This is a genomic window from Candidatus Poriferisocius sp. (genome assembly GCF_965219815.1).
GTDB lineage: Bacteria > Actinomycetota > Acidimicrobiia > Acidimicrobiales > Bin134 > Poriferisocius.
The window spans coordinates 1,301,342-1,326,466 of sequence record NZ_OZ244791.1 but is presented as its reverse complement, the minus strand read 5'-3'; the positions used below and the strand labels follow the sequence as shown (position 1 = coordinate 1,326,466).

The following is a 25,125-nucleotide window of genomic DNA, read 5'->3' as shown; positions in this document are numbered from 1 at the left end:
TCAAGCCCTCGGTTTCTCGTTGTCGGGGTCGTAGGCCGGGCCGTCCAACACCATTGCCGGACGGCGGTCGCTCATAAGCTGCACCTCGAAGCGGGTGCCCGGCGCTTTGTACTGGGGTTTCACGTAGGCGAAGGCCAGGCCCCGCCCCACGGTGTGGCCCCAAGTGCCCGACGTGGTCAGCCCGATGAGCTCGTCGCCGTCGTACACCGGCTCGTTGCCCCGACAGTCGTTGTCGGTGGTGTCCACCTCGCAGTACACGAGGATCATCTCAATGTCGTCGCCCATGGCCAGCCGCTCCTCGGAGGCCTTCTTGCCCTGGAACTCGCCCGACCAGTCCACGAACCGACCGATGTCAGCCTCCACCGGGGTGATCTCGGTGGTCAGCTCGAAGCCCATCGCCTTGTAGGCCTTCTCGATGCGCATGGTGTTCATGGCGTAAGCGCCGTAGTGGACCATGCCCAATGGCTCGCCCGCCTCCACCAGGGCGTCGTACAGCTCGGCGGTGTGCTCTTGAGAGTGGTGCAGCTCCCAGCCCAGCTCGCCCACATACGACACCCGCAGGGCCAGACACGGCACCCCGGCCACCTCGATCTCCTGACCGGTGAGCCAGCGGAACCCCGGGGCCTCCAACTCGGCGTCGGTGAGCTGAGCCAGGATCTGGCGGGACAGGGGGCCGGAAACGGCCAAGATGCCCATCTCGTCAGTTCTGTCGGTAACGGTCACGTCCTCGCCGGGTTGCACATGGTGGGAGAGCCAGTCCCGGTCGTGGAACTGCCCGACGATGGCCGAGTTCAAGTAGAACCGGTCGGGAGCCAGCCGGGTGATGGTCATCTCGGTCTCGATGCCGCCCAACTCGGTCAAGAAGTGGGTGAGGCGCATCCCCCCGTCTTTGGCCGGCATGCGGTTGGCGGTGAGGCGGTCGAGCAGCGCCCCGGCGTCGGCCCCAGTGACTTCGAACTTGGAGAATGCAGTGAGGTCGGCGATGCCGGCCCGCTCCCGGGTGGCCCGGCACTCGGCGCCCACGATGTCGAAAGCATTGGAGTGCCGGAAGGTGTGGGCTTCGGGCTCGCCGAAGTATTGCGGGCGCTCCCAGCCGAAGATCTCCATCCACTGGGCCTGCCGGGCATCGAGCCGGCTGTAGATGGGATCGGTCTTCTGGGGACGGCCGGCAAAGCGCTGCTCGCCGGGGAGGCGGGTGGCGTACATCTCGTGGAACTCGTCGATGGCCTTCTCGATGGCGTAGCGCCCGGTTGGCCCGCAGTGGTCGCCGAACCGCCTCGGGTCCATCTCGGCCACGTTGATCTCGGTCTGGCCGTGCACCATCCACTGCGCCAGGTACTTGCCCGCCCCCGGCCCCTGGGTGATGCCGATGGACGCCCCCGCGCACAGCCAGTAGTTGCGCAGGCCAGGAGCCGGGCCCATGAGGTAGCCGGAGTCGGGGGTGTGGGTGATCGGCCCGCTGACCACGGTCTTGATGCCGGTGTCGGCGAAGGCGGGAATCCGCTTGCCGGCCTCGATCAGCCAGGGCATGAGCTGGTCGAGGTCGGGCGGGGTCAGATAGAAGTGCTTGTCCCAGTCGATCCCTTCGATCCCGTAGGTCTGGGCGTTCTCCCGCTCGTAGGGGCCGACCAGCAGCGAGTCGATCTCCCGCCGGTAGTAGGCCGAGGCCCGGGGGTCGCGGATCACCGGCGGGTCGAAATCGCCCAGCTCCTTCATCTCGGTCATGGGCTCGGTGATGAGGTACTGGTGGATCACCGACACGATGGGCACGTCGAGGCCCACCATGGCGCCGAGCTGGGGGGCGTAGCACCCGGCCGCGTTCACCACGTGCTCGGCAATGATGCGGTGGGTCTCCCCCTTGACCTCGCAGACCACCTCCCAGCGGTGGTCGGGGAGCTGGTTCATGGCGGTGACCAGCGTGTGGCGGTATAGCTCGCCCCCTAGTTGGCGGGCGCCTTTGACCATGGCCGCAGTGACGCTGGACGGGTCGGTCCAGCCGTCGTTGGGCGTCCAACAGCCCATCAGCACGTCGGACACGTCCATGAACGGCCAGTGGTCGAGAATCTCAGAGGGCTCGATCAGGTGGTTCTCGATCCCGACCAGATCGAGCACTCCGCTGACGTAGCGGAACCAGTCCACCTGGTGGCGGTCGAGGGCCAGGCGGATGGCGCCGGTGCCGTGCCAGCCGCTGGCCAACCCGGTTTCCTCTTCGATCTTGGCGTAGAGGTCGGGGGCCACCACATGGCACTTGGCCATGTTCAGGCTGCCGATGAAATGGGGAATGAGACCAGCGGCGTGCCAAGTGGAGCCCGAGGACAGCTCGCCCTTCTCCACCAGCACGATGTCGGTCCAACCCTCGTGGGCCAAGTGGTAGAAGAGGCCCGCGCCCATGGCTCCACCGCCGATGATCACAACCTGGGCTTCATCGCGCACCGCTGGCTGCTCCTTGTCAATCAGAGTCGAACCCGCTCTTTGCGGGGATCGTAGAACGAACGAATAGATCCGGTGGCGGCGATTGGCGTCCCGGCCACCTCAATCTCGAAGCGCCCGGCCTCCACCCAGTCTTTGGTCACGCCGTCGGCGCATTCCACGTAACCCAGGGCCAGGGCCCGCTTCTCGGTGTAGCTCCACATGCCGCTGCTGGTGCGGCCCACCATCTGGCCGTCCCGGTAGATGGGCTCGTCGTGGTACAGCAGCCAGTCGGGGTCTTCCAGCCGGAGCTTGATGAGGCGCTTGGTGCGGGGGCCTTCCCGCTGGGTGGCCAGCGCCTCTCGGCCTCGGAACCCACCGGCTTTGTCCCAGGCCACCGCGAATCCCAGTCCTGCCTCCAGGGGAGTGTCCTCGTCGGTGATGTCGTGGCCCCAATGGCAGTAGGCCGCCTCCATGCGCAGCGTGTTCATGGCGTGGTAGCCGGCGTGGCGCAGTCCAAGGGAAGAGCCCGCTTCGACCACCGCATCGTGCAGGGCCACGGCCTGCTCGTTGGGCACGTAGAGCTCCCAGCCCAGTTCGCCCACATAGGTCATGCGCAGCGCCAGCGTCTCTGTCCCGGCGATGCAGAGATCCTGGGCGGTGCCGAACGGGAAGCCGTCGTTGCCGAGATCGGCGTCGCAGAGCTGGCTGAGCACGGCCCGGGAATTTGGCCCCATGACGCCGAGCACCCCGTAATGGTCGGTGACGTCTTCGATGACCACGTCCCTGCCCCGGGCGGCCCGCCGCAGCCAGGCCCAGTCGCGGGTGGCGGTAGCCGCCGAGGTGACCACCCAATAGGAGTCCTCGCCCCGGCGGGTCACGGTGAGGTCGGCCTCGATGCCGCCGCAGTCGTTGAGCCACTGGGTGTACACCGCCCGACCCACCGGCACGTCCACCTCGTTGGCGCACACCCAGTTGAGCAGCGCCATGGCATCGGGGCCCTCCACGGTGAACTTGGCGAACGATGTCTGGTCGAACAGGCCCACCGCGTTGCGAACCGCTTCGCACTCGTCCCCGCTGGCCTCGAACCAGTTCTGCGGACCCCAGCTATAGCGGTACTCCCGCTCTTGGCCGGGGGCGGCGTACCAGTTGGGCCGCTCCCACCCCCCGACCTCGCCAAACACCGCCCCGGCCGCGTCGATGCGCTCGTGCAGCGGTGAGCGGCGGATGTCTCGGGCGGTCTCGTACTGGCGGAACGGCCAGTGCATGGCATAGAGCAGGCCGAGGCTCTCGGGGATGCGGGCGTCCAGATAGGCGGGCTCGCATTGGAAGCCGAACGAGCGCCGGATGTCCACCATCGAGAGGTCCATGGGCGGGTGATCGTCGACGATCCAGTCGGCCAGCACCCAGCCCACGCCCCCCGCCGACTGGATGCCCACCGAGTTGAACCCCGCGGCCACAAAGCAGCGGTCCACCTCGGGGGACTCCCCCAGGTAGTACACCCCGTCGGGGGTGAAGGCCTCGGGTCCGTTGAAGAAGAGTTGAAGGCCGGCCTCCCCCAGCACCGGCATGCGGTGAATGGCCCGCTCGAAGATCGGCCCGACGTGCTCCCAGTCTTCCGGCAGGGTCTTGAACTGGAGGTCGCGGGGGATGCCGTTCAAGTTCCAGACCTTGCCCCGAGGCTCGAAGAAGCCAGCCATCAACTTGCCGGTCTCCTCCTTGAAATAGATGTAGTTGGACGGATCGCGCACCGTGGGCATGTTGGGGTACGCCCCTTCGACAGGCTCGGTGACGATGTAGAAATGCTCACAGGCCTGCACTGGCACGCTCACCCCGGCCGTGGCGGCAAGCTGGCGGGTCCATATCCCGGCGGCCAGCACCACGGTCTCGGCCTCCACCCGGCCCGCCTCGGTGTCCACCCCCACCGCTCGCCCGTCTTCCACCACCACCCCGGTCACCGCCGTGCCCTGGACGATGCGGGCACCTGCGGCTCGGGCCCCCTTGGCCAAAGCCATGGTGGTGTCCACCGGGGAGGTCACACCGTCTCGGGGGATGAACAGCGCACCTACCAAGTCGTCGACGTTGAGCAGCGGGCATAACTCGAGGGCCTCGTCGAGGTCGATCTGACGGATGTCAACCCCCACGGTACGGGCCATGGACATGCCCCGAAGCAACTCCTCCCACCGCTCCTCGTCAGCGGCCACCGAAATGGAGCCGGGCGCGCGGTAGCCGGTGGCCTGGCCGGTCTCGGCCTCGAGTTCGTCGAACAATTGGGCCGAGTAAGTGGCCAGCCGGGTGAGGCTGTGGCTGGACTTGAGCTGGCTGACCAGGCCGGCGGCGTGCCAGGTGGTGCCGCTGGTGAGCTGGCCTTGCTCGATGAGCAGCACGTCGGTCACCCCGCGACGGGTGAGGTGGTACGCGATGGAACAGCCGACGATCCCACCACCGACGATCACCACCTGGGCCCGATCGCCGAGATCAGCCATCACACCTCATAAGCGCTCCAGTGCTACAAGGTTGTCTGCGAATTTACCGAAGCCCTGGCCTCGCAGTGGGTGGTGAAGAAGGTCTCGCGCTACAAAATTGCCAGAGGATTCACCGGCGAACCGGTGCCGTAGCGTAGCACCAGCGGAGCGCATACGTACTGAAATTCCCAGCGGTCCAGGTCGGCGCAGCGGGCGGCCACCGCCTCAAAATCGGCGTTGTCAATGATGGGCATGCCCATGTACGGCAACAGGATGTGGTGGACGTGCAGCGCGATGCGGATGGGCATCGGATTAGGGATGCCCTGGTCTTCTTGAGGGGCGTCTTGGAAGTCCCAGGTCAGACAGGAGGCCTCCGTCTCGTAGAGGAACTCGATGGCCGAGGCGTGGACCCCGGCATTCGACCCCATACCTTGAGACGTGTCGGTCTTCTCGAAATACACGTCCATGCCGCTGCGGATGCACACCGCGTCGCCGGGCCGAGGTTCGATTCCCTGGGCGGCGGCCACGTCGGCCAGCTCCCAGCCGTGGACTGGCTCGCCGGGAGCCACGTAGTCGGTGCCCCGGAACCGGGGGACGTCGTAGAGCACTCCCCGAGTGACGATGCCGTCGCTCCAGAAGTCGATGGTGCCGGTGTGCTCGGCGGGCATGGGGGACTTGGCGAACTCCTTGCCGTTCCAGAACTTGCCGCCGCCATCCACCGGCAGATGGCACAGGGCGTCGATGTGGGTCTGCACGAACCCGTGGATGAACATGCCGAAGTAGTCGGCCATCGCCCCCGAGTCTCCCGCCCCCACGAAGTGATGGGCCGGGTAGGGGTTGGCCGGACCGGCATGAGTGTCGATGGGCCGGCTCATCGACACCGCCTCTCCGGTCTGCACCAGCGTGGCCGCCGCTTGTCGGGCCTCCGGCGTGATGTGGTTGAGAGTGCCCAGCTCGTCGTCGTCCCCCCAGCGACCCCAGTTGCAGAACCGCTCCCGATAGGCGGCGTACTCTTCAGCAGTCGGCGGCGTGCGATCACTCAGTCCCATAAGGCAGTCTCTATCACAATGAACGACTACGACCCGTTCTCCTTGGAGGTGGCCACTGATCCGCTGCCCATCTATCGGGAATTGCGGGCAGCAGGCGGCGTACACCGGCTGGAGCAGTATCACGGGTGGGCGCTGCCCCGATTCGCCGAGGTGTGGGAGGTGAGCTGCGACCGAGAGTCGTTCACCATCGCCGAGGGGCCCGTCTTCCTTCGTGATCAGGTGCTTCAACCGGCCCCAGCCGAGCTGGGGCCGCTGCCAACCGGGCCGTTTCTCAGCTTCTCTCAGATGGACCCGCCTGCCCACACCCAGGTCCGCAAGATTCTCTATCCACCGCTGCGCCCGAGGCCAGTGGCCGAACTGGAGGCCGAGCTGCGCCGGGTGGCTGCCGACTGCGTGGACGCCGCTCTAGACCGGGGGCGGTTGGACGTGGTGACCGAACTGGCCTCGCCGGTATCGGTGGCCGGGACCTCATTGGTGCTGGGTTTCCCCTTCTCCGACGGGGAGAAGCTGGTGGAGTACGCCAACCAGACCATGCGCTATGACGACCGGGCTCCTGCGGCCCGGGCCAAGATTCACGAATACCTGTGCGGCTTCGTGGCCAAACAGCGGGCGGGAGATTGTCCCGAGTACATCGAGTCTCTGCTTGGAGTGGACTTGCTGGGCCATCCCTTCAACGACCAAGACGCAGCCATCCAGCTCTCCACCCTGTTCACCGGTGGCGTGGAGACCACCCCCAAAGTGATGGGCGGCGGGTTCATCCACCTGGCCGCCAACAGCGACCAGCGGTCCGCCTTGGCCCGAGACCCGTTGCTCAGCGGGGGTGCCTTCGAGGAAATGCTGCGCATGGAAGTGCCCATACAGCATCTGGGCCGCACCGTCTGCCGGCCAACCGAGATCGGCGGCCAGGAGATGGCCCCCGGCGACCGGGTGTTTCTGCTGTACCAGTCGGCCAACCGGGACGAGCGGGAGTTCGGCTCCGATTCTGAGGTCTTCGACATCCACCGCCGCCCAAATCGTCAGCTGGGCTTCGGCCACGGCCTGCATTACTGCATCGGCGCCCATCTGGCCCGTCTGGAGGGCCGGGTCATCATCGAGGAGGCTCTGGCCCGCATCCCCGACTTCGAGGTGCCCGCCGACGAAGTGGTCCGCCTGCCGGGCTCCTTCCAGCAGGGCTACGCCTCGGTACCGATCGTTTTCTGACTTTCAGCTAGGACAGGGCTACCGGCAAGCGGGCCAGCCCGCGCAAGGTGAGCCGGTCCTTCCAGGGGGGATCGTCCTCCAAGGGAGTCCAGGTTTCGAAGCGGTCCAGCAGGCCAGCCAGCACTACTTGGCCTTCGAGGCGGGCCAGTGAAGCACCCAGGCAGTAGTGGATGCCTGACCCGAACGACAGCAGCGGTGTCTCTTGGCGGCTGATATCGAACCGGTCGGGATCATCGATCACGTCGGGGTCGCGGTTGGCCGCTCCCAGGAGCATCAACACCATGCTCCCCGGAGCAATGTCGTGCCCGCCGATCTCCACGGCTTCGAAGGTGTACCGGGCGTCCACCTGCACGGGAGGCTGATAGCGCAGCACCTCGTCCACCGCGCCGGGCACCAGCGACCGATCGGCCCGCAGCCGGGCCAGCTCACCTGGATGCCGGATGAGCGTGTGGACCATGTTCCCTATCAGGTTGGTGGTGGTTTCGAAGCCCGCGGCATAGATGAGCGACAAGGTGAGTCCGATCTCTCGCTGGGTGAGCCGGTCTTCTCCGTCGCTGGCCGCAATCAGCGCTGACAGCAGATCGTCACTGGGCTCGGCTCGCCGCTGGTCGATCAACTCGTCGAAATACGCCTTCACCTTGACCGCAGACGCTTCGGCCCGCTCCCGATCCTCCGGGCTTTGGTTCGGTTCCAGGGTGCCGGCCAGATCCGACACCAAAGGTCGCAGCCAATCTCGGTCAGCCCGGGGAACCCCCACCAGCTCGCTGATGACATTGGCCGGCAAGGGAAAGGCCAATTGTTCGATCAGGTCTCCTCCACCGGATGCGGCCAGCAAGTCGAGTTGTTCAGCGGTCATCTTTTCCACCGCCGACCGCAGGCCCTCAACCCGTCGAGGAGTGAAGGCCCGGCTGACCAGCGATCGCAGTCGGGTGTGGTCGGGAGGATTCAAGAACAGGAAGGTCCGCTCTTCGTTGGGAGTTCGCACCCTCTCAGCAGTGAGCGTCGGAACCTCGTCGCCAGGCTCGGCGTTACCCATCCGGGGATCCCGAAGTGCCTTCCGGCAGTCCTCGTAGCGAGTGAGGACCCAATAGTCGGCAAAACTGAGTTTGTAGACCGGTGCCGTCTCCCGCAGTTCCCGCAGCAGCGGGTAAGGGTCGGCGTAAGCCTCACGATCGGTGACGATCCGAAGAAGCAGCTCGTCGCTCATGGGCGGGGACTGTGGACCCGTCCGAAGGTGTAGCCGTCGGGCCAGCCCCGCCGAGCGAGGTTGGCCTCTTGTCGGGCGATGACTGGTGGGATGTCGGCCGGCTGCCAGCCCTCCACCAGCGACCCGCCCATCAGATCGCGTACTGGCCGGTTGAGTTCCACCAGCAGTTGCAGGCTGAAGGCGATGCGACCGGTCAGCACGTCGGGATCGCCGGTGACCAGCGCCAAGGCGGCTTCGGCCATCGTCTCAAGGGGTTCGAACATCTCCTCGTCTATCCAGCCGCCCTCCACCAAGATCGGCGTGGCGATGGCCGCCTGGGGGGTGAGGGCGTTCACCGACACCCCCTGCCCTTCGCACTCGCTGGCCGCCGAGACGGTCAGCTTGTTCAACGCCGCTTTCGGCGCCCCATATACGAATCCGGCTTTTGAGGGCTTGCTCGACGGGAACGGAGGTCCGGGCGGCAACTCGGCGGAGAAGGTGGTGAGGTTCAAAATCGACCCGCTCCCCCGTTCGCGCATCCCGCTGACCACCGACGACATCAGCTCCCAGGGCGCCCACAGGTTTACTTGCAGGCTCAGCTCAAGCTGCTTGGGGGTGACCTCCTCAAACGGGTAGTACCCTCCGAAGGCGGCATTGTTCACCAAGATGTCGATCGGCCCGAATGCCTCTTCTGTCTTGGGCACCAGCTCGGTGCGGGCCCCGGACGGGTCGCTGAGATCGGACGGAATCACCAGGCACTCCCCGCCGAACGCCTCAATGCGCTCTTTAGTGGCGGCCAAGCCCTGCTCGTCGCGAGCGGTGATGGCCACTCGGGCGCCCTCGGCAGCCAGACGCACCGCGATCGCGGTGCCTGTTCCCCCCTTGCTGGCGCCGGTGACCAGCGCAACCTTGCCGTCAGTGGCACCTTCACTCATGGTCTTTCCCTCCCGTGGGGAATTATGGTCGAGCCTACGCCGACGAGTTGAGCCGAGGATCGTGACCAAAAAGACCTACCCCCGAAGTCGAACCCTGTCGATGCTGCACACCTCGGACTGCCATTTGGGAACTTCCCCGGCCCGACGACAAGAGGCCGCCTTTGCCGCGGCCATCGATCTGGCCATTTCCGAGGCCGTGGACGTGGTGATCATCTCGGGCGACCTGTTCGATCACAACCGGGTGGGCGACGACGTGTTGAGTTGGGCCGCCGACCAGCTCGCTCGGCTCTCGTGCCCGGTGGTGATGATCGCCGGCAACCACGACGCCCACCCGGAGACATCGGTGCTTCACCGGTTTGGCCCCCATATTCAGGATCTGCCAGTCACGGTCCTCGATTCTCTCGAGGGAACCACCACCCACCTTCCCGAACTGGAGCTCACGGTGTGGGGCAAGTCAATGGACGACCACCATCCCGGCTTCCACCCCCTCGACGGCCTCCCCGATCGTCCCGAGGACGGCTGGTGCGTAGCCATGGGCCACGGCCTGGTCATGCCCGACGAGACGCCGTCGTACCGTTCGTCTCCCATCTACCCCAGCCACCTCGACACCGTCGACTGGGACTACGTCGCCCTGGGCCACATCCACCGCCACCAAGTGGTGCGCGAATCACCTTCGGTGGTCGCCTACTCCGGCGCCACCGCGGAGTCATTGGAAGGCGAACCCGCAGTAGTGCTGGTCAGCCTCAGCCCAGATTCCGGCGTCTCCGTATCCCTGCGCGAGCTGACGCCCCAGCCTGTCGACTAAGGCTTGCCCACGCCGGGGACGGCGGCTTCGGTGGCGTAGATAGCGCCGGTTTTCGCCGCGGTGACAACTTCTCTCTTCCAGTCGTCGGCGGCGCAGATGAGGAGTGTGCGGCGGTCGTCGCCGCCGAGCACGCAGGCCACCGGCACTTTGGGGGCCATGTCGTAGGAGTCGGTCACCTCACCCCCGGGAAGCACTCGGAACACCCGCAGGCCCAGCGGGTCGGCCACCCACACCGCGCCCTCGGCGTCGAGACAGATGCCGTCGGGCGGGGCCACTGGCGCCCGGTCGGATTCTGGGAGCAACTCGGCGTAAGTCCTTCGGTTGGACAGGGTGCCGTCGGGGGCCACGTCGAACGCGGTGAGCCGGAAGGCCGCGCTCTCGGCCACGATCAGCGTTTTCTCATCGGGGGTCAAGATGTGGCCGTTGGGGGCCTCCATGCCGTCAGCGCCCACGCTCACCGACCCGTCGGGGGCCACCCTCAGAGTCTGCGCAGTGCGCCGCTCGCCCCCGGCGTGGATCCTCTGGCCCATGTCGCCGATATAGGCGGTGCCATCGGAGCGCACAATCATGTCGTTGATGTCGCCTATGGCCAGCGACGACAGATCGGCGTGCTCCACTATCGACCCGTCGGGCTCTTGGCGCAGCAGCTTCTGGGTGGCCATGGCCACCACCAGCAGCCGGCCGTCGGGAAGCCAGCCCAGCCCCGACGGGTCGTCCCAGTCGACCACGGCCACCGTCTCGGCGTTGCCGTCGAGGTCGGTGCACACCACCCGATGGGCGTGCATGTCGGAGAACCACAGAGCGCCGTCGTGCCACCGAGGGCCTTCGGAGAAGTTCAGCCCGTCCAAGATCGTGCGCATCAGGTGCCTCCTCATCGGCTTGCGTGCAGACGAGATGGCACAATAGCCCTATGAGCATGACCCTCACCCCAAGTCTCGACGCCGAGGAGTCCTACGAGACCATCCAGGTTGACCGGATCGGTGGGTCGCTGGGCGCGGTCATCTCCGGGGTGGACCCCCGCGACGGCCTGACCGAGCAACAGTTTTCCGAGATTCACGAGGCGCTGCTCCGCCACGAGGTGGTCTTCTTCCGCAATGTGCCCATGAGCGCCGAAGACCAACTGGAGTTGGCCTCCCTGTGGGGCCAGCCCAGCATCTTTCCCCTACAGGCAGTCATGGGCGCCACCGAGCCGAGCACGTCGATAATCCGCGACGACGCCGAGAGCCTGCCCACCACCGACAATTGGCACACCGACGTGACCTGGATCGAAGTACCCCCCAAGATTGCCCTGCTCCAATCCGTGGTCGCCCCTTCCTATGGGGGCGACACCATGTGGTGCAGCATCACATCGGCCTACGACGCCCTGTCAGCGCCGATGCGGGCCATGATCGACGGTCTAGAAGTCCACCACTCCAACTATCCCCAGTTCTGCACGAGCATGGCCGAGAAGTCGGGAAGCTGGGACCTGGTGGCGCCGCTGAGAGAGGCCTATCCCGGCGTGGAGCACCCGCTGGTCCGCACCCACCCCGAGACCGGGCGGCGGGCGCTGTATATCGCCACCAATTTTCACCAGTACGTGGTCGGGTTGACTGAGAACGAGAGCACGGCCCTTCTTGACTTTCTCGTACGCCACATCAACCAGCCCCGCTTCCACTGCCGGTGGTCGTGGACCGAGGGCGATCTGGCCATCTGGGACGAGCGGTCAACCAATCACAGGGGCGTGTCCGACCACTATCCCCAGGTCCGGGAGATTCGCCGCTGCACCGTGGACGGCGACCGCCCCTACTTCGACCCATCGGTGCCCTACCAGCCCAAAGCCACCATGATGCCCACGGACGCTTACCAGCCCCAGTAGTCCCCGCCGAAGCGCTCGTCGCGCTCGGCCAGCGCCCCTTTCATGCCCTTCTCCCGCGACGTCTCGTGGAAATCGAACTCGTCGGGGCTGCGGCGGGTGCCCATCACGAACAAGGGGTGGACGCCGTAGTGGGGGGTGAATGACTGGCCAAAGCCCAGCATGTCGTAGGCCAGGTGGGCCACGGTGCGGCCAGTGGCGATGCCGTCGCGGGGCAGGCTGGCCAGCGCCCCGGTGAGCTGGGCCACCGCTTCGTCCAACTCATCGGAGGGCACCACCCGGTTGACCAGGCCCAGCCGATCAGCCTCCGCGGCGTCGAATTTGCGACCGGTCACCACCAGCTCGTTGGCCCGCTTCAGCCCGATCTGGGAGGCCAGCATGGGGTAGAGCCACGACGTGCCCGCCGAGCCGAACCGCTCCTCGGGCAGTCCGAACACAGAGTCGTCGGTCACCACCGCAAAATCGCACACCAGCATCAGATACAGCCCGGCGCCGATGCACGGCCCGTGAACCCGGGCCACGATGGGCTTGGCCGAGTACAGCAGGTCGCGCATCACCCAGGCCCGGCGGCGCAGCCCGGCGATGGCGAACCGCCCGCCCTTGGTCTCGGCCCCGCCGTAGAAGTCGTCGGGACTGGACAGGTCAAATCCCGCGGTGAACCCCCGCCCCGCCCCGGCCAACACGATGCATTTCACATCGTCGTCGGCCTCGGCCTGGCGGACGAATGCCACGATCTGGTCGAACATCTCGTCGGTCAGGGCGTTGAACACCTCCGGCCGATTGAGGGTGATCGTCGCCACCGCCCCAGCCGTCTCGTAGGTCACATTGTCTTCAGCCATGACCCCTATCCTGTCGGATTGTGAGCAACCCGCCCACCCGGTTGGCCCGACGGCTGGGCACTGGGGATGCGATCGTGATCGGACTGGGGTCGATGATCGGGGCCAGCGTGTTCGCTGCCATCGGGCCGGCGGCGGCCGCGGCCGGATCGGGCCTGATGATCGGATTGGCGGTAGCCGGAGTGGTGGCGTTCTGCAACGCCACATCCTCAGCGCAGTTGGCCGCCCTCTACCCCGCCTCCGGGGGCACCTACGTGTATGGGCGCAAGCGGCTGGGCCACCTTGCCGGGTTCTGCGCCGGATGGGGGTTTGTGGTCGGCAAGTCGGCCACGCTGTCGGTCTCGGCGCTCGCTTTCGGGGCCTACGCCTTTCCCGAGTACCCCCGGCCCGCTGGCATCGCCGCCGTTGTGGTGGTGACTGCGATCAATCTCCGAGGCATCACCCGGACGGCGGCGGCCACCCGGGTCACGGTCACCCTGGTGCTGATCGCCCTCGGTTTGGTGGTGGCCGCTGCGGTGGGCGGGGGCACGACCGATGCCGACAATCTGGCCGACTGGGGCGAGGGCGGCGCGGGCGGAATTCTGGAGGCAGCCGGGCTGTTGTTCTTCGCCTTCGCCGGCTATGCCCGCATCGCCACTCTGGGCGAGGAGATCAAAGACCCGGCTCGCACCATTCCCCGGGCCATCCCCGTTGCGCTGGGCATAACGCTGGTGGTGTATGCCGCTGTGTCAGCTACCGCCTTGTGGGCGGTCGGCCCCGAAGTGCTGGCAAACGCGGCCGCCCCATTGGCAGCAGCCACCGACGCCGGGGCTTGGAACGGCCTCACCCCGGTAGTGCGGGCGGGGGCGGCCATTGCCTCGGCCGGGGCGCTGATGGCCCTCATCGCCGGGGTGGGGCGAACCACATTTGCCATGGCCTCAGAAGGCGACTTGCCCCGATCGCTGGACAAGGTCCATCCGACATTCAAGGTGCCCCACTACGCCGAGGTCGCGGTGGCCGCGGTGGTGATCGTGCTAGTGGCGCTGACCGACCTGCACAACGTGCTTGGCTTCAGCTCGTTCTGCGTGCTGTTCTACTACGCCATGACCAATGCCGCCGCGTGGACCCTGTCAGCCGCCCAGCGCCGCTGGCCGCGGGGGCTGAGCGGCCTCGGCTTCATCGGCTGCGTCACCCTGGCCGTGACTCTGCCCGGGGCCTCCGTGATTGTCGGCCTTCTGGTTCTTGCCGCCGGTATCCTGATCTGGCGAATCCGCAGAGCCTGGCCCCAGTCGGCCGCGGCCGAGTAAAAGCAGCAAGAAGGAAGCAGTGACGACAACTTCCCCTGTCAACATTGGCCGCGTCCCGGCAACCAGGCTCAAGCATCTGGTTGTCCGCCTGGCAGCAGCCGCGGTGATCTCGGCCACGCTGTGGATGGCAGCGCCCGCCAGCGCCCAGTCCGCCAGCCCCACGGATATCACCAAACGCGATCAGCTGATCGCGCAGCAGGAGGCCCTGCTCAACATCTACCGCTGCCGATTCGGCATCGACGTCCAACAAGTGCCGGGAGGTTGTTTCGACGGGTCGCCGGTGAACTCTGCCGAGGAACCCCAGCCATTCGACGGGACCCCGACGTTGGGAGAACTGGCCAGGCGCGACCGACTGGTGGCCTCCCAAGAGGAGTTGCTCAACGCCTATCGCTGTCGGTTCGACATCGACACCGCCCTGGTTCCGGGAGGATGCGGCGGCAGTTCGCCCGAGTCCACTTCCAGGCCCACTCCCCAACCGACGCCACGGCCAACAGGAGCGGAGTTGTCTCCCGCCGAGATCTATAAACTGGTGTCCCCATCGATCGCGCTTATCGAGACATCGTCCAAGATCGGCAGCGGCGTCTTGATCGAAGGCGGCTACATCGTGACCAACCATCATGTGGTGTGGCCCGACGAAAAGGCCTGGGTGGTGTTCCCCGACGGCACCGAGCTTCGAGACGTGCCGGTAGTGGGATCGGACTTCATGGCCGACCTAGCCGTGCTGGGACCAGTCGATGTCCCCTACCGGCCGCTGGCGTTCTCCGATCAAGATGATCTGCCCCTCGGCAGCAACCTCCTGTTAGTGGGATATCCCTCTGAGCCTGAGTTGTTCCCACAACCCACCATCACCCAAGGCATCCTGTCTCGCTTGCGCGAGTGGGCCACTTACGACCTCACCATCCTCCAGTCCGACGCGGCGATTGCCGGCGGGCAAAGCGGAGGGGCCCTCCTCAACTCGCGCGGGGAGGTGGTGGGCATCTCCACGTGGAGATTCAGCGAAGCCGGTTTCGCCCTGGCCACCTCAGCCGCCGACGATGCGCTGATCGTGCATAGGCTGATCGCAGGCCAAGTGCCTACAGAAGACAAGACCGAACGACGGGCGCCGCGAAAAGTGGGAGAATTCGAGCACAGCGTCACCGGGACTAGGGGGATCGACAGCCCGGCCTTCACTTTCAACGCCGCGGCGGGCACCAAAGTGACCATCCGCATCGAGGGCGAGAGCGACGGCCTCATCATCGCCTCCGATGCCGTGGAGACGCTGGCCACGCAGAACTCGACCGAGACCGGAATCGAGCAAGCTTCCTTTGAAGTGCTCCGAAGCGGCAGACACTTCGTGAGAATCGGCAGCCTCTCAGATGGAGAGTACGAGTTCGGTCTGACCGCCACGATCAGGCTTCACCCCTACAACGACGAAACCGACGGCACTGTCTTGTTGGCCGAGGGCAATGTAGAGATCTTCTACGGATTCTTCGACTACACATTCGACACCGATTGGTACAAGATCAGCCTCGAAGAGGGCGAGACCATCGAGATCAGCACTGATTCGATCCTCGCCGATACTTCGATCACGGTCAGGAACCGCGAGACGGGTGAGTCAGCCCAGAGCGACGGCACCAACCCGCGCACTGGTCTGGGATTCTCCACCAACGCTCACCTTCGATTCACCGCGCTCGACGCCGGCGAATATGCCATCTACATCAACGAGACATCGGGCGCCCGCGGCAACGGCTACGCCTTGACCGTCGAGCGGGTCCAGAACTAGATCAGGCTCCGCCCTGCACGTGGGCCGCGATCTGATCCTCGAAGGTGAAATCCAGATCAAGGCTCTGGTCGAGGCCCTCGGCGACCATCCAGCGGTGTACGTGATCGACCATGCCGGCCAGGGTGTATTCGGGGGCCCAGCCGACGTCGGCTCGCAGCCGGTCGACGGAGAACACCACGCTTCGGTTCCAGCGGTGCAGGTTGGGGGCCAGGCGTTGCACAAGCTGGGCCAGCTTGAACCGCCGCCGGGTGTTGTCGGCATCGGCTCGGGCGGTGTCGGAGCTGCGGATGTCGATGTTGACCGGGGAGGCCTTTCCCTCCTCGAACACCAGGGCACCGTCCCACAGGTCGTCCATCACCGAAGCGGGGATGAACACCTTTTGAGCTTCCACCCCCAGTACCTCGGCGAACGTGTCCACATATCCCTCATCTGACTGGTACGTCCCGCCGGTGAGGTTGTAGCGCTTCCCGAAGGTCTGGGGCTGGAGCATCATCATCCTCAGCGCTCGGGACTGATCGTCTACATGGCCCACTTGGCCCACCGTGGTGCCGTCGCCGGGAATCAGCACCGGGCGGCCTCGCAGTAGCCGCAGGATCATCCGCTGCTCCCGGTCGGCGAGGATATTGCGGGGACCGAACACCATGGAGAACGGCACGATGGTGGCCGGGAAGCCTCGACTGCGCCAGGCGTCGACGAGGATGTCCTCACACAGCAGCTTGTGCAACCCGTACTCGTTCTGGTTGGGACCACGGTCGACGAGGTGGTCCTCGGTGATGGGCAGGATGTCGGTGGGGGCATAGATGACCGTGGACGAGGCGAAGATGTAGTGGCCGACCCGCCCCTCGAACACCTCGATCATGAGCTCCACATCGGCCGGGTGATAGGCGCTCATGTCCTGCACCACGTCGAAGCTCTCCCCGCCCAGAACCGACCGCACCTGAACATGGTCGGTGCGGTCGGCCACCAAGCGGCGCACCGACCGGGGAAAGTCCACCGCAGTGCGCCCCCGGTTCAGCACCGTCACCTCGTGGCCATGCTTGACGAGTTCCATGACCAGCGAGTAACCGTTGAATTGGCTCCCGCCCATGACCAAGACCTTCATTCCTGCTCCCTTGTTCTCCGATTCGAGCTCAGCGGCACACGCCGGCTTCGGCTAGGGCCTCAACCTCGTCGGGTGGGATCCCGAGGACTTCGCCCAGCACCTCGACGGTGTCGACGCCCAGCATTGGGGACGGGCCGGCGGTGCGCTTGACTGTGCGGCTGAAGCGGGTGGGGTTGGCCACGTGGGTTTCTTTGCCCACTACCGGGTGCTCCAACACGTCGAGCGCGCCCCGAACGGCCAGGTGCTCGTCGCCCAGGTGGTCGTAGGGCCCCATCACCGCCATGGCCGACACCCCGGCGGCCTGGAGGCGCTCAGCCCGCTCGGCGGCCATGCCCTGGGACATCCAGGCAGCTACTGCGGCGTCCACCGCCTCGACGTCGGCCAGCCGGTGGGCGTTGGCAGGCCACCGGTTCTCCACGCCGATGACCTCGCAGCACCGCTGCCATGACTCGTCGTCGTGGCAGGCCAGCGCCACCCAGTCGTCATCGCCGCCTGCTCGGTACACGTCATGGGGGGCGACTTCCTCCGAGCGGTTGCCACGGGCATGGGGATCGGTACCCACTGCGGCTGCCCCCATATACACCTCGCCAATGAGATAGGCGGCGGCCTCGGTCTGCGCCATGTCGATGAGCTGGCCTTGGCCGGTGCGCTGCTTGTGGTCGAGGGCAGCCAGAATTGCCACCGCCAGCAATTTGCCCGCGATGTGATCGGGGTGGTTCAGCGTGGTGCCGCACGGAAACGGCACGTCGGCGTGGTTCCACAGCCAGTGGGCCCCGGCAAAGCTGGCGTTGAGCGGCCCATAGGCCGGCATCTTGCCCATGGGGCCGCCCCGGCCATAGCCCTGCGAGCACACATACACCAGATCGGACCGCTTGGCCGACATGTCTTCCCACCCCAGCCCGAGCTTGTCCAGCGACCCGCCCCGCAGGTTCTCGGCCACCACATCGGCGGCCATGAACAGCTCCAGGGCCAGCTCTCTGCCCTTCGCAGTGGTCATGTCCAGACCAACCGACCGCCGCCCCCGGCTCTCGGCGTTGAACGGGAAGGCCTTGTTCAGATCGCCCCGGCCGGCAAAGCGCAGGGAGTCGGGATGGGCCACCGACTCGATCTTGATCACGTCGGCCCCCAGATCCGACAACATCCAGGTGGCCTCAGGCACAACCGCGGCCATGCCGAACTCCACCACCCGCACTCCGGCGAGCAATTGACCGTCGTTGGAGCCGTTTGACGGGGCCGGTGCCCAGGGATTGTGGGCGGGACGGGCATTGAACTGAACTCTCCTGTCTTTTGCCCGAGGTGCCCGGTTCCGCACTCCAGCGGGGGTGCCCGAGAGCTGCCATGGGGCGTTGGGCATGGGCAGGCCCTCAGAACCCTCCACGTCGTAGCGGAAGAACCCCCTGCCCGCTACTTGCGGATGGGCGGCAAACTCGCTGGGCGACTGGATCATCCCGATGGTGGTACCCGCGGCCAGGCCGTGCTCGAACAGATCAGATCGGTCCCGCTGCGACGTAATCTCGTCGGCAACCACGTGGATCACGTCCCGGTTGCGGCCCCGGAAAACTCCGTCGGCCCACTCCGGGCCAGTCAGGGCGTCGGGGTTGCCCAACACTTCCACGAAACCGGTCCACTGGTAGGGGGTGCCGATCACGGTGCGCACCCAGCCGTCGCGGGCCGGGAAGATCCAGTAGTTTCCGTCGGCGTTGCGGCGACCCTCACCAGGCAGTTCGGGAAAGTGGCGCACGTAGTCGAGGATGAGCACCGACCAGGGGTTGAGCCCGGACAGGGCCGCCTCCTGCACGCTCACCTCAACCACCTGGCCTTGGCCGTGTCTACGGCGGTCCATGACTGCGGCCAGCCCGCCGATGGCACCGAACACCGAGGCGCAGTCGTGAGCCAGATAGCCGGGGTGCCAGCACGGAGACTTGTCCCTGAAACCCGACAGGAAGTGCCCGCCAGAAGATGCGAACGCCGGGAGCGGCTCCAGCTTCCAGGCTGAGCGAGGTCCGGTCAGCCCCATGTCGGTTAGGGCTACCACCACGAGTTGGGGATGGCGCTCGGTCACCCCGTCGAGGTCCAAGCCGGTGTTGTCGATGAGCAGGTCGGCGGCTGCCATCAGCCCTTCCAACTCGTCGGGGTCGCCCGGCAACTTGTTGGCGTTGCGATGGGCATGGGCCGGGTTGTCGGGATCGGGAGCCGGCGGCACCCGGATCACCTCGGCGCCCAGATCGCCCAAGATCCGACCGCAGAGCGCGCCGCGCATATCGGTGTGGTCCACCACCCGAAGCCCGGCCAGCGCGCCGGGACCCATGGCCGCAACCGCGTTCATCGAATGCGGGGTTCGATGCGGGTTTGCTCTTTGATGCCCCGGGCCTTTTCGGTGATCGTCTCCTCGGCCCCGGCCAAGTTCAGAAACGCCACCCCGCTGTTCATGGCATTGGCCAACGTGGTGTTCTGGGCAGTCCACAGACCCCTCATGGTGGCCTCAATGGCCAAGCGTTCGGGGGCCGACGCGATGGCTTCGGCAGCCCAGCGGGCCGCTTCCATCAGCTCTTCCGGTGGCACTACCTCTTGCACAAGGCCGATTTGGAACGCCCGTTGGGCCGACATGCGCTCGTGGCGGCCCAAAAGAGCCATCCGCATGACCTCGCCCAGCGGCATCCGCTGAAGCATGAACATGGGCTCGTTCACCGCGGGCATGCCGTGGGTCACATGGGGATCGAAGAAGGTGGCGTTCTCGGCGGCGATGATGAACTCCACCTCGCCCAGCAGGTAGAAGGCACCACCGGCGGCCATACCGTTGACCGCGGCGATAACCGGGCGCCAGTAGTCGTTGGACTTGGGGCCGACGGTGGAGATCGGATCGTCCACCATGAACGGCGAGGCCGGCTGCTTCCAAGAGCCGGTGATGTCCACCCCCGTGCTGAACGCCCGCTCGCCGGTGGCGGTGAGGATCACGCATCGCACATCGTCGTTGTAGCGGAGATGGGCCCATGCGGCCCGAAGCTCATCGCACGCGGTGTTGTCCAAGGAGTTGAGCCGCTCGGGGCGGTTGATCGTGACCACCGCCACCCCGTCGGACTCCTCATATAGCAAGGTCTCGTAATTTGGCACGGCCCGAAGCGTAGTCCCGCTGATGCGACCGCCGAACAGGCCAGCGTTACCATCCCACCTCAGATACTTGTGTGACCTTCAGGGAGACGGAGTTCGAAATGGACATCGGGAGAATCGGATTGTGGCAGGGCGTGCTCGACCAGCAGCCCTCCAGCCAGGTGCGAGAGGTGGTCGCCGAACTGGAGGAGATGGGCTGGCCCACGGTGTGGATCCCCGAGGCGGTGGGCCGCGATCCGTTCGTGTCTGCGTCGGTCATGCTGGGAGCCACCAGCACGCTGAAGATCGCCACCGGGATCGTTCAGATCCACGCCCGCCACCCCATGACCACTGCAGCGGCCCAGAAGACGGTGGCCGAGGCCTTCGACAACCGGTTCTTGTTGGGCATCGGCGTTAGCCACGGCCCGTTCATCGAGGGCATCCGCAAGCTGGACTACTCCAAGCCCTACTCCTTCATGGTTGAGTACCTCAACGAGATGGACGGGGCCATGTACATGGCCGCCGGCCCCGAGGAAGACCCGCCGGTGGTTCTGGCCGCCCTCGGCCCCAAGATGCTGGCGCTGGCCGCCGAGCGCACCGCCGGCGCCCACCCCTACTTCGTTCCCCCCGAGCACACCGCCATCGCCCGAGAAGTCATGGGGCCAGACGCCCTGCTGGCCCCCGAGCAGAAAGTGTGCCTAGAGACCGACGCCGATGCGGCCCGGACGCTGGCCCGAGAGAACATGGCCCTATATCTGGGGCTCCCCAACTACGTGAACAACCTCTATCGGCTGGGATTCACCGAAGAAGACGTGGCCGAGCAGTCCGACCGCCTGGTTGACGCCATCGTGGCGTGGGGCGAGCTGGACACCATTCGCGACCGCATCCAAGCCCACCACGATGCCGGCGCCGACCACGTGGCCGTGCAGGTGCTCACCCCCCGCGGCGAGCTGCCCCTGGCCCAATGGCGAACCCTGGCCGACGCCCTTCTATAGTTCGTCGGCGTAGCTCCTTCGAAAAGACGAGGAGCTCCAAAGCACGAGGGATTCGACATCATGAGCAGACTTTGCGAAGGACGAGTCGCGGTCATCACCGGGGCAGGACGGGGCATCGGGCGGGAGTACGCCCTGATGCTGGCCGAGCACGGTGCCAAGGTAGTTGTCAACGATTTGGGGGCCGACCCCGACGGCCGGGGCGGCGACGCCGGTCCTGCTGGTGAGGTGGTCGAGGAGATTCGGGCCATGGGCGGCGAGGCGGTGGTTAACGGCGCCGACGTGAGCGACTTCGACGCCGCCCGAGACATGATCCACCAGGCCATCGACACGTTCGGGACGCTGGACATCCTCATCAACAACGCCGGCATTCTGCGGGACCGCATGGTGTTCTCCATGAGCGAGGCCGACTGGGATGCGGTGGTTCAGGTCCACCTCAAGGGAACTTTCGCCCCAGTGCACCATGCCGCCGCCTGGTGGAGGGAACAGACCAAGGCCGGGCGCAGCTTCCAAGCCCGGATCATCAACACCGCATCGCCGTCGGGCATCTTCGGAAACGTGGGCCAGACCAACTACGGCGCGGCCAAAGCGGGCATCGCCGCTTTCACGGTGATCTCGGCCATGGAGCTGGTTCGCTACGGGGTCACGGTGAACTGCATCGCCCCCAGCGCCCTGACCCGGCTGACCGCACCCCTGATGGGCGGTGCCGATATATCCGAAGAGATCCAGGAGACGATGTCCCCCACGTGGATCGCCCCGATCGTCACCTGGCTGTGCAGCCCCGAAGCCGACAACGTGACCGGGCGAGTGTGGGTTGTGGGCAACGGCCGGCTGGGTATCGCGGAAGGCTGGGCCCTCGGCCCCAACGTGCCCCTCGAGTCCCAAGACCCCACCACGTTGCACCCCGTGGTGGCTGATCTGATGGCCAAGGCTGAGCTCAACGCCGATATGAGCGGGATTCCCACCGGCGGCCCCGGCCGGCCCAGCAACGAGATCTAGATCTAGAGCTCTTCGACCCGACAGCGGACTTCGGGCACGATCTCTGCCCCTACCCAGCGCAGGGCCAAGCCGCCCCGAGAGTGGCCCGCGGTGTCCAGCCAGTTGGGGTGGCCGGGGTCGCGCCGGGCTACCACCACTCTCACGATGCCGTCCTCTTCGACCGCGGCGGTGTGATGGTTCAAGTTGGTCGGGTAGTACTCGAAGTCCAGTGACTCCAGCCAGTGGTTGCCGAGCTGAATGTTCCAGTACTCGCACTCGGGGGGCTCGAACTCGATGATCCAGGCCACGTCGGGACCGAGGTCGTAGTACCCGTAGTTGTACGACGTGTCGGGGTCGCCCTGGGCGAAGGCCAGCAACTCGGGGTCAATGGGCCTGATCTCGTGGGGATGGGAGGCGAAGCTGGCCGTCCACCCCAAGAACTGGCCCACCACCGCGGCCACAGTGAAACCGGCCCGCCCCAGTGCACCGGCAAACCGCTCAGGGTCTATCGGCTCGGGCGGGCTGCCGGCATCGGTGCGCTCCAAGGTCAGCTCCGCGGGAGTCTGGTTGGGCCGGTCCAGCAGAGTCTGGCGGATGGTCAGAGCGTTGGTGCCGTCCTTCATCGCCAGCCACGGGCCGGGCTGAGGCTGGGAGCTGATGGCCACCTCGAAGTTGCCGTCGGCATCCAGAGCCAGGTTCTCGGTGGTGAGGTAGCTGTCGCGGATCAACCCCTCGGGGGTGCCCAGCCCGCCGCTGAACGCCCCCATGCGAATGGAGTGGGCATCGTTGAGGCAGCCCCGCAGCCGATACTCGAACGTAGGTGACAGCCGGGCACCTCCGTAGGCGTAGTCCGGGTTGTCCAGGCCGATCTTGACCCCCGATTGGTTGAGGATGGCCCGGGCGGGGTCGGACTCCTCCAGGTTGGCCTTCAGAAAATTGGCCGCCAGCCGGGTCACGTAGCGCAGCCCCTCGGCCCGGTCGAAGTCGTCGTCGGGAGAGGCGTCCAGCACTTGGCGGCCGGCGTCTCGCAGCATGTCGCAGAACTCTTCCCAGCTTTGGGCCAAATCGATGTCGCTCATTGCTCGGTCCCCCCGTTGCAATCGGCCTTATAGCTCATTCCACTGCCACCCCGCAGGCCTCGATGTAATCGGAGTAGCGCTCGTGGATCACCTCGGCCCGTAGGCCGTATTGGTCAGGGCTGTAGTCGTGGACGCCGTGCTCGCCCTTGGGGTGGTCGGCGGCCCATTGGGCCACGGCCTGCTCGGCGTCGGCATCGAACTGGTAGCCAAACCGGTCGCAGATGGCGGCCACGCTGCCCATCGGGTCGGACTGGAAGTCGGCGAATTGGAGATCGTAGAACCGGTCCTCTCGTCCGGCTCGGGAGGCCAGCATCCTCTCAATGCCGCGAGCCCACAGCTCAGTCTGCTCGGCACCGTGGGCGATGTTGTCGGGATGCTCTTCGAAGCCCTGGCGGCTGACCGCGGTGAGGCTGCACACCGACGCCACCGCCTTCAGCGGATCACGATGAGTCATCACCACGTTGGCGTCGGGATAGGTGGCAAACAGCGCCTCGGGGGCGAACAGGTGGCTGGGGTCCTTTAGCAGCCAGCAGGTGTCGGGCTCGTCCACGCCGATCAGCCCGATGCTGCGGCGGTGGTGGGCGTAGGCCGAACCCATGTCGCAGGCCGCCCACCAGGCGGAATAGGTGGGGATGCGAAACAGACACTCGAAGGTGACGCTGGCGAACGAGTGACGGAACAAGTTCCAGCACTCGTCGACCAATTCAGCCGACTGGAAGTGGATGGTGGACTGATCCGGGTTCATCTCAGCCATGGCATCCATCTTGGCCTTGCAGTTCACGTAGTCGTCGATCTGCTCCCACTGGTCGCGGGGCGGCCGGGGCTGGGGCATCTCGGCCAGCCACAGCTCGAGCCCCTGAAAGTGCGGGCTGGCCGCCATGAGCTGGTGCAAGGCGGTAGTGCCGGTGCGGGGCAAGCCGATGATCACCAAGGGCCGTTCGACATTGACGTCGGCCGCCTCCGGTCGGGCCTTCAGCCCGGCTTCGGCCTTGAGGCGTCCCATCAGGGCCCCGGTGATGATCTCGCCGATGGCGAAACGGCCGATGTCGGTCATGGCCGCCTCGGCCTCCAGCGACTCCTCCAGCACGGTCAGGCCTTCGAGATAGTCATTGTGACCGAAGTCGTCCAGCCCGGACCGCTCAACGGCGGCGGCATGCCATTGTTCGATGCTGCTCACTGATCCTCCCAACGACGTGTATTGATGCTGCCTATCGGGCCGCATCCTTCAGTTGCTGGCCGAACGCGGCCATCGTCTCTGCTGTGTCGGCAAAGAACAGGAACGAGGGAACGATCAGGCGGTCGCCTCCCAGTTCGGCCACCTCCTGTATCAGCCCGGCGGGGTCGTCCATCGGCGTGTTGGGCAAGCCCACGGTGATCTCGATGCTCTCCGGGTCTCGGCCGGCCGAGGCGGCGGTTTGGCGCATCTCGTCGATGAGCTCGGCCATCGACACCCCTTCTCGGGGCCCCGGCCAGAAGCCGTCGCCCAGCCGCCCCGCCCGGCGGGCCGCAGCCCGCGAGTGGCCGCCGATCACGATGGGCACCCGGCCATTGGCTGGCTTGGGGTTCACGCTGACCCCGGAGAACGAAGCGTGATCGCTGTCAAACGAGGTACTGTCGCTGTCCCACAGCGCCCGCATGGCTCCGATGTAGTCGTCGGTGCGCTGGCCCCGGCGCTCCCAGGGGATGCCCAGCGCCTCGAACTCTTCTTTGAGCCAACCCACTCCCACTCCGAGGATGACCCGACCACCCGACATGGAGTCCAGGGTGCCCAGCGACTTGGCCAGCACCACGGGGTTGCGCTGGGGCAGGATCAAGATGCCCGTCCCCAACCGCAGGCTCGTGGTGGCTGACGCCACCCAAGTCAGCCAGATCAGCGGGTCGGGCAGAGGGGAGTCGGGAGTCATCGCCATCTTGCCCGACGGGTCGTAGGGGTACTGCGAGGCGTACTCGTCGGGGTACACCACATGCTCCACCGTCCAAACCGAGTCGAACCCAGCAGCCTCCGCCGCCTGTCCGAATTCCACCGCGCCCTCGGCGGAGGTCCAGTGGAGGATGTTTGCGAAACCAATCCCGAACTTCATGGCCCGCAGCGTAGGGGAAAC

General features: G+C 66.2%; 20 protein-coding genes. 7 read left to right on the top strand and 13 right to left on the bottom strand.

Annotation, left to right across the window (positions count from 1 at the left end; genetic code table 11):
* The 3 genes from ACOQPI_RS06285 to ACOQPI_RS06275 all read right to left on the bottom strand — a co-directional run bounded on the left by ACOQPI_RS06285 (position 1) and on the right by ACOQPI_RS06275 (position 5,923).
* On the bottom strand, positions 1 to 2,433 hold the full coding sequence (locus tag ACOQPI_RS06285; RefSeq protein ID WP_420618833.1) for an FAD-dependent oxidoreductase: 2,433 nt from the start codon (positions 2,431 to 2,433) through the stop codon (positions 1 to 3).
* Between the two features lie 20 nt (positions 2,434 to 2,453).
* Positions 2,454 to 4,895, bottom strand: coding sequence for a GcvT family protein (locus tag ACOQPI_RS06280; protein WP_420618832.1), 2,442 nt, complete (start codon positions 4,893 to 4,895; stop codon positions 2,454 to 2,456).
* An 89-nt stretch (positions 4,896 to 4,984) separates the two neighbouring features.
* The gene (locus tag ACOQPI_RS06275; RefSeq protein ID WP_420618831.1) at positions 4,985 to 5,923 is read right to left on the bottom strand and encodes a cyclase family protein; all 939 of its coding nucleotides are present in this window, start codon (positions 5,921 to 5,923) and stop codon (positions 4,985 to 4,987) included.
* Between the two features lie 18 nt (positions 5,924 to 5,941).
* Between ACOQPI_RS06275 and ACOQPI_RS06270 the strand changes: the two genes are divergently transcribed.
* On the top strand, positions 5,942 to 7,123 hold the full coding sequence (locus tag ACOQPI_RS06270; RefSeq protein ID WP_420618830.1) for a cytochrome P450: 1,182 nt from the start codon (positions 5,942 to 5,944) through the stop codon (positions 7,121 to 7,123).
* Positions 7,124 to 7,130: 7 nt separating this feature from the next.
* On the opposite strand, the gene ACOQPI_RS06265 is transcribed toward ACOQPI_RS06270, so the two are convergent.
* Positions 7,131 to 8,330, bottom strand: coding sequence for a cytochrome P450 (locus tag ACOQPI_RS06265; RefSeq protein WP_420618829.1), 1,200 nt, complete (start codon positions 8,328 to 8,330; stop codon positions 7,131 to 7,133).
* A complete protein-coding gene (locus tag ACOQPI_RS06260) occupies positions 8,327 to 9,244 on the bottom strand; it encodes an SDR family NAD(P)-dependent oxidoreductase (RefSeq protein ID WP_420618828.1) in 918 nt (305 codons plus the stop codon). Before ACOQPI_RS06260 ends, ACOQPI_RS06265 begins: the two co-directional genes overlap by 4 nt.
* 61 nt (positions 9,245 to 9,305) lie before the next feature.
* Between ACOQPI_RS06260 and ACOQPI_RS06255 the strand changes: the two genes are divergently transcribed.
* The gene (locus ACOQPI_RS06255; RefSeq protein ID WP_420618827.1) at positions 9,306 to 10,049 is read left to right on the top strand and encodes a metallophosphoesterase family protein; all 744 of its coding nucleotides are present in this window, start codon (positions 9,306 to 9,308) and stop codon (positions 10,047 to 10,049) included.
* Here the strand turns inward: ACOQPI_RS06255 and ACOQPI_RS06250 are convergent.
* Positions 10,046 to 10,909: an SMP-30/gluconolactonase/LRE family protein gene (locus ACOQPI_RS06250; RefSeq protein ID WP_420618826.1), complete on the bottom strand. Its 864-nt coding sequence runs from the start codon at positions 10,907 to 10,909 to the stop codon at positions 10,046 to 10,048. The genes ACOQPI_RS06255 and ACOQPI_RS06250 overlap by 4 nt on opposite strands.
* 50 nt (positions 10,910 to 10,959) lie before the next feature.
* Between ACOQPI_RS06250 and ACOQPI_RS06245 the strand changes: the two genes are divergently transcribed.
* Positions 10,960 to 11,904, top strand: coding sequence for a TauD/TfdA dioxygenase family protein (locus tag ACOQPI_RS06245; RefSeq protein ID WP_420618825.1), 945 nt, complete (start codon positions 10,960 to 10,962; stop codon positions 11,902 to 11,904).
* Here ACOQPI_RS06245 and ACOQPI_RS06240 read toward each other — a convergent pair.
* Positions 11,889 to 12,740 (bottom strand): enoyl-CoA hydratase/isomerase family protein, encoded by an 852-nt coding sequence (locus tag ACOQPI_RS06240; RefSeq protein WP_420618824.1) that lies wholly within the window; start codon positions 12,738 to 12,740, stop codon positions 11,889 to 11,891. The two genes, ACOQPI_RS06245 and ACOQPI_RS06240, sit on opposite strands and share 16 nt — an antisense overlap.
* 20 nt (positions 12,741 to 12,760) lie before the next feature.
* Here ACOQPI_RS06240 and ACOQPI_RS06235 point away from each other — a divergent pair, with 20 nt between their 5' ends.
* Together ACOQPI_RS06235 and ACOQPI_RS06230 are read left to right on the top strand one after the other, a co-directional pair.
* A complete protein-coding gene (locus ACOQPI_RS06235; RefSeq protein WP_420618823.1) occupies positions 12,761 to 14,023 on the top strand; it encodes an APC family permease in 1,263 nt (420 codons plus the stop codon).
* 19 nt (positions 14,024 to 14,042) lie between these two features.
* Positions 14,043 to 15,785 (top strand): trypsin-like peptidase domain-containing protein, encoded by a 1,743-nt coding sequence (locus ACOQPI_RS06230; protein WP_420618822.1) that lies wholly within the window; start codon positions 14,043 to 14,045, stop codon positions 15,783 to 15,785.
* A 1-nt stretch (position 15,786) separates the two neighbouring features.
* Here ACOQPI_RS06230 and ACOQPI_RS06225 read toward each other — a convergent pair whose 3' ends face one another.
* The 3 genes from ACOQPI_RS06225 to ACOQPI_RS06215 are packed head-to-tail and all read right to left on the bottom strand — an operon-like array spanning position 15,787 to position 19,998.
* On the bottom strand, positions 15,787 to 16,887 hold the full coding sequence (locus ACOQPI_RS06225) for an NAD-dependent epimerase/dehydratase family protein (protein ID WP_420618821.1): 1,101 nt from the start codon (positions 16,885 to 16,887) through the stop codon (positions 15,787 to 15,789).
* Between the two features lie 28 nt (positions 16,888 to 16,915).
* Positions 16,916 to 19,213 carry a CoA transferase gene (locus ACOQPI_RS06220; protein ID WP_420618820.1) on the bottom strand — a complete coding sequence of 766 codons (2,298 nt, stop codon included), beginning with the start codon at positions 19,211 to 19,213 and terminating at the stop codon, positions 16,916 to 16,918.
* Positions 19,210 to 19,998 carry an enoyl-CoA hydratase/isomerase family protein gene (locus ACOQPI_RS06215; RefSeq protein ID WP_420618819.1) on the bottom strand — a complete coding sequence of 263 codons (789 nt, stop codon included), beginning with the start codon at positions 19,996 to 19,998 and terminating at the stop codon, positions 19,210 to 19,212. Before ACOQPI_RS06215 ends, ACOQPI_RS06220 begins: the two co-directional genes overlap by 4 nt.
* Positions 19,999 to 20,069: 71 nt before the next feature.
* Between ACOQPI_RS06215 and ACOQPI_RS06210 the strand changes: the two genes are divergently transcribed.
* Both ACOQPI_RS06210 and ACOQPI_RS06205 read left to right on the top strand, forming a co-directional pair.
* On the top strand, positions 20,070 to 20,969 hold the full coding sequence (locus ACOQPI_RS06210) for an LLM class F420-dependent oxidoreductase (protein WP_420618818.1): 900 nt from the start codon (positions 20,070 to 20,072) through the stop codon (positions 20,967 to 20,969).
* 60 nt (positions 20,970 to 21,029) lie between these two features.
* Positions 21,030 to 21,965: an SDR family oxidoreductase gene (locus ACOQPI_RS06205; protein WP_420618817.1), complete on the top strand. Its 936-nt coding sequence runs from the start codon at positions 21,030 to 21,032 to the stop codon at positions 21,963 to 21,965.
* A 2-nt stretch (positions 21,966 to 21,967) separates the two neighbouring features.
* Here ACOQPI_RS06205 and ACOQPI_RS06200 read toward each other — a convergent pair whose 3' ends face one another.
* Genes ACOQPI_RS06200 through ACOQPI_RS06190 form a run of 3 tightly spaced genes read right to left on the bottom strand, consistent with a single transcriptional unit; the run spans position 21,968 to position 25,104 of the window.
* Positions 21,968 to 23,023 (bottom strand): hypothetical protein, encoded by a 1,056-nt coding sequence (locus ACOQPI_RS06200; RefSeq protein WP_420618816.1) that lies wholly within the window; start codon positions 23,021 to 23,023, stop codon positions 21,968 to 21,970.
* Between the two features lie 34 nt (positions 23,024 to 23,057).
* On the bottom strand, positions 23,058 to 24,200 hold the full coding sequence (locus ACOQPI_RS06195) for a sulfotransferase family protein (RefSeq protein WP_420618815.1): 1,143 nt from the start codon (positions 24,198 to 24,200) through the stop codon (positions 23,058 to 23,060).
* 31 nt (positions 24,201 to 24,231) lie between these two features.
* The gene (locus ACOQPI_RS06190) at positions 24,232 to 25,104 is read right to left on the bottom strand and encodes an LLM class F420-dependent oxidoreductase (protein WP_420618814.1); all 873 of its coding nucleotides are present in this window, start codon (positions 25,102 to 25,104) and stop codon (positions 24,232 to 24,234) included.
* Positions 25,105 to 25,125: the final 21 nt, after the last annotated feature.